At 60.3% G+C, this 8787-nt stretch carries 8 protein-coding genes; 4 read left to right on the top strand and 4 right to left on the bottom strand.

The features are described from left to right. From ABX749_RS12525 to ABX749_RS12515, 3 genes are all read left to right on the top strand, one after another. The coding region (locus ABX749_RS12525) for a tagaturonate epimerase family protein (protein ID WP_372896284.1) at positions 1–1148 on the top strand (1148 nt) is incomplete at its 5' end. A 399-nt stretch (positions 1149–1547) separates the two neighbouring features. Then, complete coding sequence (locus tag ABX749_RS12520; RefSeq protein ID WP_372896283.1) at positions 1548–3005, top strand: YeiH family protein; 1458 nt, start codon at positions 1548–1550, stop codon at positions 3003–3005. Beyond that, on the top strand, positions 3002–3196 hold the full coding sequence (locus tag ABX749_RS12515; protein WP_372896282.1) for a hypothetical protein: 195 nt from the start codon (positions 3002–3004) through the stop codon (positions 3194–3196). The genes ABX749_RS12520 and ABX749_RS12515 overlap by 4 nt, the downstream gene beginning before the upstream one ends. Positions 3197–3496: 300 nt before the next feature. On the opposite strand, the gene acs is transcribed toward ABX749_RS12515, so the two are convergent. Continuing rightward, positions 3497–5452 (bottom strand): acetate--CoA ligase, encoded by a 1956-nt coding sequence (gene acs / locus ABX749_RS12510; protein WP_145208222.1) that lies wholly within the window; start codon positions 5450–5452, stop codon positions 3497–3499. 127 nt (positions 5453–5579) lie between these two features. On the opposite strand from acs, the gene rsgA reads away from it, so the two are divergent. Further along, entirely contained in the window at positions 5580–6728 is a 1149-nt protein-coding gene (gene rsgA / locus ABX749_RS12505; RefSeq protein ID WP_372896281.1) for a ribosome small subunit-dependent GTPase A, read from the top strand. 5 nt (positions 6729–6733) lie between these two features. Here rsgA and ABX749_RS12500 read toward each other — a convergent pair whose 3' ends face one another. From ABX749_RS12500 to ABX749_RS12490, 3 genes are all read right to left on the bottom strand, one after another. Beyond that, positions 6734–7573 carry an NADPH:quinone reductase gene (locus ABX749_RS12500; RefSeq protein WP_372896280.1) on the bottom strand — a complete coding sequence of 280 codons (840 nt, stop codon included), beginning with the start codon at positions 7571–7573 and terminating at the stop codon, positions 6734–6736. Then, a complete protein-coding gene (locus ABX749_RS12495; protein ID WP_372896279.1) occupies positions 7574–7708 on the bottom strand; it encodes a hypothetical protein in 135 nt (44 codons plus the stop codon). A 67-nt stretch (positions 7709–7775) separates the two neighbouring features. Beyond that, positions 7776–8693, bottom strand: a complete 918-nt coding sequence (locus ABX749_RS12490; protein ID WP_372896278.1) for an NAD(P)-dependent oxidoreductase — start codon at positions 8691–8693, stop codon at positions 7776–7778. Between the last annotated feature and the right edge of the window lie 94 nt (positions 8694–8787).

Raw genomic sequence — 8787 nt, 5'->3', positions numbered from 1 at the left:
TCTTCCCCCAGCAATCGATTCGCGAGATGACGCGAACCAAGCGGACGCCCGAGGGTGTGATGGCCGACGCGATGCAAGCGGCCGAGGCGGCCGGATGGGACGGCCCGATCGGAGCCGATGCCGACCACTTGAAAGTCAATCAGGACGTCGACATCACCGCGGCGGCCGGGTTCACGTTCTTCACCATCGATCCCTCCGACGACGTCGACCAAAAAGCCGACGATTACGACGAAGCGACGCTCCGAGAAAAGTTTTCGTCCGCCCGCGACGCCGCCCCCTGGTTCGATTCGTACGTGGGCAAATCGATCGAATTGCCCACCGGATCGACGATCCAACTGGACGAAGAAGCTTGCATGCGTGCGGCGGTCAAATACGGACCCGCGATCGCTCGCGCTCTCAAGCTGGGTGACTACATCCGACAAGTCAACGAGAAGGCCGGACAAGATTACGAAATCGAACTCTCCGTCGACGAAACCGACCAGCCGACCACCCTGCCGGAGCACTACATCATCGCCGATCAATGCCTCCAGGGCGGCATGAAGCTGGTCAGCTTGGCGCCGCGGTTCATCGGCGACTTCGAAAAAGGCGTCGATTTCAAAGGCGACTTGGCGGCGCTCGAAGCTTCATTGGCCGATCACGCGGCGGTGGCGAATCTGCTGGGCCCTTACAAACTGAGCCTGCACTCCGGTAGCGACAAGGTGTCGATGTACGCCGCGTTGGCTCGCACCACCGCCGGAAAATTCCACGTCAAAACCGCCGGCACCAGCTACCTGGAAGCACTCCGCGTTGTCGCCCGCCACGATCCCGCTGCCTTCCGCGGCATCATCGATTTCTCACGCGATCGATATGAAACCGACAAAGCGACCTACCACGTTTCGGCAACGCTCGCCGACGCCCCGACGACCGATCAAGCCGACGACCAAACGCTGGAAAGCGAATACCTGGAAATGTGGGCGGACGTCCCCGAAGGAAAAGGGTTCACCAAACCCGGACGCCAGATCCTGCACTGCACCTTCGGCTCCGTCCTGACCGACGCCAAGTGGGGTGCCGTCGTCCGCGATTGTCTCGTCGCCCATCCGGACACTTACTGCGAAGTTCTCGACGATCACTTCGGACGGCACCTCGACGCTCTGCGCAGTGGAATGTAAGGGCAGCGGAATGTAGGCGCAGCGGCATGTTGGCGCAGTGGGATGTCGGCGCAGTGACGCCCAGACGCTGGCGCGAACCGGCTGATGTCAATTGATGATCAGCCGTTTGGCGCGAGCCTACGGGCCCTGCGGTGGTCAATACCTCGTCGATTGAGCGGCAGGGCGCGAGCCCTCCGGTCCGTCTACGCATCTTCGATGCTACCACCGGACGGCTCCCGCCGTTCCGCTAACAAACGCGTCACAGCACCGTCCCTCGGGCGCCAGTTGTTGCCTCGATTCACGCCTGGGCGGTTTGGGGCAAGTCAGCTACATCGCTTGCCTGCGTCATGATATTCTGTGGACCGCCCCAGCCTTTGACGGCTTTCCCACCGCAGCCTATCCCTCCGCGCCGATCCCCCGATGAGCAACCCCTACGACGCTCCCAGCGAAGCCTCGAAATCCGACATCGTTGAACAGCCCCGGGTGAGCACCTGGGAACAAATGAAGACCACCGAGGACTGGTGGGCGATTTGGTGCGCGGGATTGATTTTGATCGTCGCCTTTGTCGCCGTCTGGATTTCCGTCCCGGCAAACTTCTTCACCGCGATTGACCAAGGTGAATCGGTTTCGATCTCCAGTCCGCTGAAAAGCTGGTTGGCCAAGCCGGGGAAATGGACGCAAAACCCCGTCGACGCGTTCTACGTCGCCGGTGACGAAGGCAACAGTGCGACGACGACCTACCGGGGCGTGTTGGGCGCCTTTGTCATCATCGGTGTGTTGTTCACCGTGGCGATGACGATTCGAAAGAAGAACGCGATCGGGTTCATCAAAGCCTTTCCCGTTGTCTTCCTGTTGGCGACCGTCGCGTATGTCCTGGCCGGGCAGAGTGTAATCAAGGCGTACAATCTGGAATACGCGCTGTGGGCCTTGCTGGTGGGTCTGGTGATCAGCAACACCATCGGGACCCCGCACCGATGGCGGCCGGCGATCATGACCGAGTTTTTCATCAAAACCGGGTTGGTCCTGCTGGGTGCCGAAGTCTTGATGAGTCGCTTGATGGCGCTCGGGATCCCCGGAATCGGCGTGGCCTGGGTGGTGACACCGATCGTCTTGATCAGCACGTTCGTGTTCGGACAAAAGGTCTTAAAAATCCCGTCCAAGTCGTTGAACATGGTGATCAGTGCCGACATGTCGGTCTGCGGTGTTTCCGCGGCAATCGCGACCGCCGCGTCCTGCAAAGCGAAGAAGGAAGAACTCTCACTGGCGATCGGACTGTCGCTTTCGTTCACCGTCGTGATGATGATTTTGCTGCCGTTGGCGATCAAGGCGATGGGGTTGCCCGACGACGTCGGCGGGGCGTGGCTGGGCGGAACGATCGACGCAACCGGTGCCGTCGCGGTCGCCGGGGCGACCCTCGGCGAAGAAGCCCTGGAAGTCGCGGCAACAGTCAAGATGATCCAAAACATCTTGATCGGGGTGACCGCGTTTTGCGTCGCCGCGTACTGGGTCGCCTACGTCGAAAAAGACAGCCACGCGGCCAAACCCGGCATCGGCGAGATTTGGTACCGATTCCCCAAATTTGTGCTGGGCTTCATCGGAGCGTCGATCCTGTTTTCGATCCTGCACGCCAACCTGGCCGGCGGAAACCTGATTATCGAAGCGATGATCGGTGGTTCGACGAAGACGCTCCGCGGTTGGTTCTTTTGCCTGGCGTTTGTCTGCATCGGCTTGGAAACCAATTTCAAACAATTGCTGCCCTACTTTCGTGGCGGCAAGCCGATGATTTTGTACGTCTGCGGCCAGTCGTTGAACCTAGTGCTGACGCTGATCATGGCCTACCTGATGTTCGGCGTGCTGTTCGCGGAGTCCGGCCAATGAGTCTTCGACGCGTTCGGTTCTTAGCCGTGATCCTGGCCGTGCTCGTCGTCTGGGGCGTCGTCTTGCCCCGACTGGCGACGACACGAACCGTGCGTGAACGGACGCAGTGGTTGGAACAACACCAAATCGACCCGGCGGCGATGTACTACACCGAACTTCCGCTGATGGACCGCATTCTCGCCGACGAGTGATCAGAGCACCGCACGCCGATCACAACGCACCCCGACAGGCTTAGCCAAGCTGTGCCTGGACTGCGTGGAATCGGTCGCTGAGGCGAAATCGTGTCGATGCGGAACCCCTTCCGCAGCGTTTGCCCAAAGGGCATCCACAACATAGCCTGGGGTCAGGGAACGAGCGCAGCGGAGTGACCGCCACCCCAGGAAAAGAAGCCCTAACCCTCGCCCTCCCGCTTTCGATCGGCATGCACAGCATGCCCTACGAAACTTGTTCCCAGGCCACCGCCTGGGAACGGGTTGATGCACCGCGCGTCCCTACTCTTCTTCGCGGAGCTGGGCCAGGACGGTGAAGTCTTCCAGCGTGCTGGTGTCACCGGCGGCTTCGCGCCCGGCAGCGATGTCGCGGAGCAGACGACGCATGATCTTGCCGCTCCGCGTCTTGGGAACCGACGCGGCGAAACGAATGTCGTCCGGCTGGGCGAGTGCACCGATCTGCTTCCGCACGTGGTTCCGCAACTCCTGACGAAGCTCCTCGCCGGGGTTCGGGTCCGTCACGGTGACGAAGGCCGCGATCGCTTCGCCTTTGAGTTCATCGGGGCGGCCGACGACGGCGGCTTCGGCGACCGAGGGGTGACTGACCAGGGCGCTTTCGACCTCGATCGTGCTCAACCGGTGGCCCGAGACGTTGATCACGTCGTCGATGCGGCCCATGATCCAGTAGTAACCGTCCTTGTCGCGGCGGGCGTTGTCGCCGGTCAGGTATTCGCCTTTGAACGTGGCCCAGTAAGTACTCACAAACCGTTCCTCATCCCCCCAAATGCCGCGCAACATTCCCGGCCAAGGTTGTTCGATACATAACTTGCCGCCGTGCTCCTCGTCGACCGATTGACCGTTTTCATCCAAGATCACCGGAACCACCCCTGGCAACGGTTTGGTGCAGGATCCGGGCTTGGTCGCCGTGATCCCGGGCAACGGACTCATCATGATGCCGCCGGTTTCGGTTTGCCACCACGTGTCGACGATCGGACATTTTTCGCCACCGATCTTCTTGTGGTACCACATCCAAGCTTCGGGATTGATCCCTTCACCGACGGTCCCCAGCAATCGCAAACTGGACAGATCGTGTTTGTCGACGTGTTCATCTCCCCATTTGATGAACGCTCGAATCGCCGTCGGCGCGGTGTACAAGATCGTGACCTTGTATTTTTCGATCAGCTCCCAAAATCGATCTTCCGCCGGATAGTTGGGAGCGCCTTCGTACATCAGACAACTTGCGCCTGCGGCCAACGGTCCGTACACGATGTAACTGTGCCCGGTGATCCAGCCGCAATCCGCGGTGCACCAGTAGATGTCATCGTCGCGATGGTCAAACACCCACTGGAACGTCCGTTTTGCCCACAAGTTGTAACCGGCGGTGGTGTGACGAATGCCCTTGGGTTTTCCAGTGCTGCCGGACGTGTACAGAATGAACAGCGTCGCTTCACTGTCCATCGGCTCGGCCGGCAGGTCGCCGCTCTGCTTGTCCACGACATCGTGCCACCACACGTCTCGGCCTTCTCGCATCGCGACTTCGTTACCGACCCGCTTCAACACCAAACAGGTCTGCACCGACGGCGACTTTTCGAGTGCCTCATCCACGGTTTCTTTCAGCGGCAACACTTTGCCACGTCGATACAGCCCATCAGAGGTGATGACCATCTTGGCTTGGGCGTCGTGATTGCGATCGGCGATCGATTCGGCGCTGAATCCGGCGAAGATGACCGAGTGGATGGCGCCGATTCGGGCACATGCCAACATCGCGATCGCCAGCTCAGGCGTCATCGGCATGTAGATGCTGATGATGTCGCCCGACTGAATCCCCAGTTCGCGAAGTGCCGCTGCACATTTGCAAACCTCAGTCTTCAGTTCGTTGTACGTCAGCGTGCGTGTGTCGCCCGGTTCGCCTTCCCAGATGATGGCCGGTCGATCCCCCAACCCGAGTTCGATGTTGCGATCGAGACAGTTGTAACTGGCGTTGGTTTTTCCGTTGATGAACCATTCGGCATGCGGCGAATCCCACTTGCAGGTCTCGTCGAACGGTTCGAACCAGTGCAGGTGTTCCAGGGCTTCTTGACGCCAAAAACCGTCGCGATCGTCGCGCGCCCGCGCATAGAGTTCGTCATATTGTTCCGTCGTGCGAATCACCGCTTTTTGAGTGAATTCAGCAGGCGGGGGGAAGAGACGGCTTTCGTCGAGAACGTGGTCGATCTGGCCAGAAGAAGATTCAGACATCCAACGCGTATCCGAAAAAGGTAGGAAAGTGGAGAGACTGATAGTCTAACCAACGGAAAACCACACCACCACACGGCATTGGAAGGGCGAACTGTGCTCGTTTGCCGCTCGCTGCTACACTTCACCCATGGCCAAAAAGAAACGAAAATCCAACCAGTCACGCGTCAGCTTTCGAAAGCGGCATCAGGGGCGCGTGCGCGACAGCGACTTGACGCGACAGTTCCACGTCGGCGATGCCGAATCGCTCGCCGACGCGGTGAAAAACGAACGTGTCAGCGGAAAAGGCGACTTGACGCGCAAACGCACCGTCGTCGGCGTCCAAGCGGGTGCGCCGGCGTCCGCGGATGACCCCCAATCGCACGACTCGCTGCTGATCGGCGGCCGCGTGCTCCGCGCCCACGGACTCCGCAACACCGTTTTGGCCGACGACGGGCGGACGTTCGAATGTTCGATTCGCCAAGTCCTCAAATCGCTCAGCATCGACGGTCGCGGAACTGTCGTCGCAGGCGATCGCATTCAGTTTCGCGCCGAATCGGAAACGACCGGCATGATCGAATTCGTCGCGCCGCGTCACGGGATCATCAGCCGACAAAGTCGCGGCCAGCAACACATCATCGCCGCCAACGTGGACCATCTGCTGATCGTCACCAGCGCCGCCGAGCCGACGATCAAACCCGCCCTGATCGACCGATTTCTGCTGTCGGCCGAACAATGTGGTTTGAACCCCGTGGTCATCATCAACAAATGCGATCTTGTCGACCCCGCGTCACTGCAGCCGATCCTGGGCGTTTACGCCTCGCTCGGCTATCGCGTCTTGCTGACCAGCGCCGATCGGGGAACCAACATCGACTATCTGAAAGAACTTCTCAAAGGCAAACAGACGGCGCTCTCGGGACAAAGCGGCGTCGGCAAAAGCAGTCTGCTCAATGCCGTCGAGCCCGGGTTGGGGCTGGCCGTCTCGGAGGTCAGCAAAGACAACCAAAAAGGCCGACACACGACGACCACCTCCACACTGATCCCGCTGCAAGGCGAAAATGCCGGCTGGGTGTTCGACACGCCGGGCATTCGCCAATTTCAATTGTGGGACATCACCGCCGAAGAAGTCGCCGGATTAATGCCCGACCTGCGGCCCCACGTCGGTGACTGTCGCTACGCAAACTGCTTGCACCTGAGCGAAGACGACTGCGGTGTCAAGAACGCCGTCGCCGACGGCCGCATCGACGCCCGGCGTTATGATTCGTATTGCCACCTGCTCGAAGACGACTTGCTGCTATAGACGCGTTAGACCGTCAACACGATCTTGCCGCCGACGTTTTCGGCTTCCTGGATGCGGTGCGCCTCGGCGGCTTCGGAAAGCGGGAGCGTCTGGGCGATGTTCGCTTTCAGCCGTCCGCTCGCCATCCAGCGATTCATCGCTTCGGCACAACGCTGCATCTCCAGCGGCGTCGCTTTGAACATCACGAACCCGTGCAGCGAGCACTCTTTGACATAGAACGGGCCGACGGGGAATTCCGGCCTGGAATCGCGACCGGCCATCAACACCATCCGTCCCCGCGGAGCCATCAAATCGATCGCTTCGTCGAAGTCCGGCATGCGGCGCGTCTCCCAAAAGAGATTCACTCCCTTGGGCGCGATCTCCTTGACCCGCTCGGCGATCGATTGCGTCGAATAATTGATCACGTGGTCGGCCCCCAGCTCCACCGCGCGTTCACATTTAGCGTCCGAGCCGGCGGTCGTGATCACCGACGCGCCGGCCGCCTTGGCCATCTGCACCACCATCGCGCCCACGCCACCGGTTCCCCCGATGATGAACACGGTTTCCCCCGGTTCGATCGCCGCGCTGCGAAATAGCCCCAAGTGCGCCGTCACGCCGACCAGTGCATTGGCGGCGGCGGTGGCAAAGTCGACCGAGTCGGGCAGCGGAAAACACCAATGGGCATCGACCACGATCTGCTCGGCAAAGGTTCCCTGCCGGCCCAACAACCCTTGGTTGGTACACCAAACGCGATCTCCGACCGAAAACGATTCCACGCCTTGGCCAACGGACTCGACGACGCCCGCCGCATCGCAGCCGGGGATGAAAGGATCGGGCAGCTCGAACGCCACCAGACCGCTGCGCACCTACGTGTCGATCGGGTTGACCGAGACGGCATGGATGCGAATCAGGATTTGTCCCGGCCCCGCAATCGGTGACTCCAAATCACCGAATTGAATCACATCCGCTGATCCGGTTTGCTTGATGTAGGCTGCTTTCATGGTGGTGCCTCGATGTTGTTAAGTGAAAGTTTCACCCGGCCTGACCCACGCCGGATGGGAGACGGCACTAGCGGTTTTCGTTTTTCCAATCAAATCCGTTCAGCTTTGCCAGCGCCAGGATCAACGACTGTGTACCATCGCGCCGGTGCCCTTGAGCGGCCACGGCATGATAGAGCTGGTAACCGAGCGCCAGACCGGGAAGGGCAAGATTTCGCTTGGACGCTTCGTCGAGCGCGATTTTCATGTCCTTCAAAAAGTGCTCGACGAAGAACCCCGGATCAAAATCGCCGTTGATCATCCGCGGCGCCAAGTTCGACAGCGACCAGCTGCCTGCGGCGCCGGAGGAGACACTTTTCAGGACGGTCGGAATGTCCAACCCGACCTTGTGGGCGTAGAGCAACCCTTCGCAAATCGCAATCATCCCGCTGGCGATCAACGTTTGGTTGACCATCTTGGTGTGCTGCCCCGAACCCGGTCCGCCTTGGTAGACGATCGTCTTGCCCATCAGTTGAAACAGCGGGTCGATCCGCCGGACCGTCTCGGCATCTCCGCCGATCATGATCGACAGCGCCGCATTGCGGGCCCCGAGATCGCCACCGCTGACGGGGGCGTCGATCGCCTGAACCCCGATCGCTTTGGCCGCCTCGGCGATTTCGATCGCCAGACTCGGGTCGCTGGTCGTCATGTCCACCAACACCATCCCCTCGCGAGACCCCTCCAGAACACCACCCTCCCCGAGGATCACCTGTCGCACGTCGCTGGGAAAACCGACGATGGTGAACACGACATCGCTGTTTTCCGCGACCGCACGAGGTGAATCGACGGCCGTGGCGCCTTTGTCGACCAAGCCTTTCGTTTTCTCAGCCGTACGATTGTAAACCGTCGCCTGGTATCCCGCGTCGATCAGATGGCCGCACATGCTGTGCCCCATCACTCCAGTGCCGATCCAACCGATCCTTGTTTTGCCGGGTTCAATAGCTGTCATTCTACGTGGTTGAGATGAGGAAACTTGAGGGAACGACGATGGGAGAGGCTTCGGCGCCGCCGGGTCAATCAAATTCCCATCGTATCGCGAGCGC

Source organism: Stieleria sp. (assembly GCF_041595215.1).
Taxonomy (GTDB): Bacteria; Planctomycetota; Planctomycetia; order Pirellulales; family Pirellulaceae; genus Stieleria; species Stieleria magnilauensis.
The sequence above is the reverse complement of the archived record's forward strand: the minus strand, read 5'-3'. Positions and strand labels throughout refer to the sequence as shown.

Coding starts and splice junctions, on each gene's coding strand:
- ABX749_RS12520 (WP_372896283.1), top strand. CDS start 1,548: ATGAGCAACCCCTACGACGCTCCCAGCGAAGCCTCGAAATCCGACATC.
- ABX749_RS12495 (WP_372896279.1), bottom strand. CDS start 7,708: ATGAAAGCAGCCTACATCAAGCAAACCGGATCAGCGGATGTGATTCAA.
- ABX749_RS12515 (WP_372896282.1), top strand. CDS start 3,002: ATGAGTCTTCGACGCGTTCGGTTCTTAGCCGTGATCCTGGCCGTGCTC.
- rsgA (WP_372896281.1), top strand. CDS start 5,580: ATGGCCAAAAAGAAACGAAAATCCAACCAGTCACGCGTCAGCTTTCGA.
- ABX749_RS12490 (WP_372896278.1), bottom strand. CDS start 8,693: ATGACAGCTATTGAACCCGGCAAAACAAGGATCGGTTGGATCGGCACT.
- acs (WP_145208222.1), bottom strand. CDS start 5,452: ATGTCTGAATCTTCTTCTGGCCAGATCGACCACGTTCTCGACGAAAGC.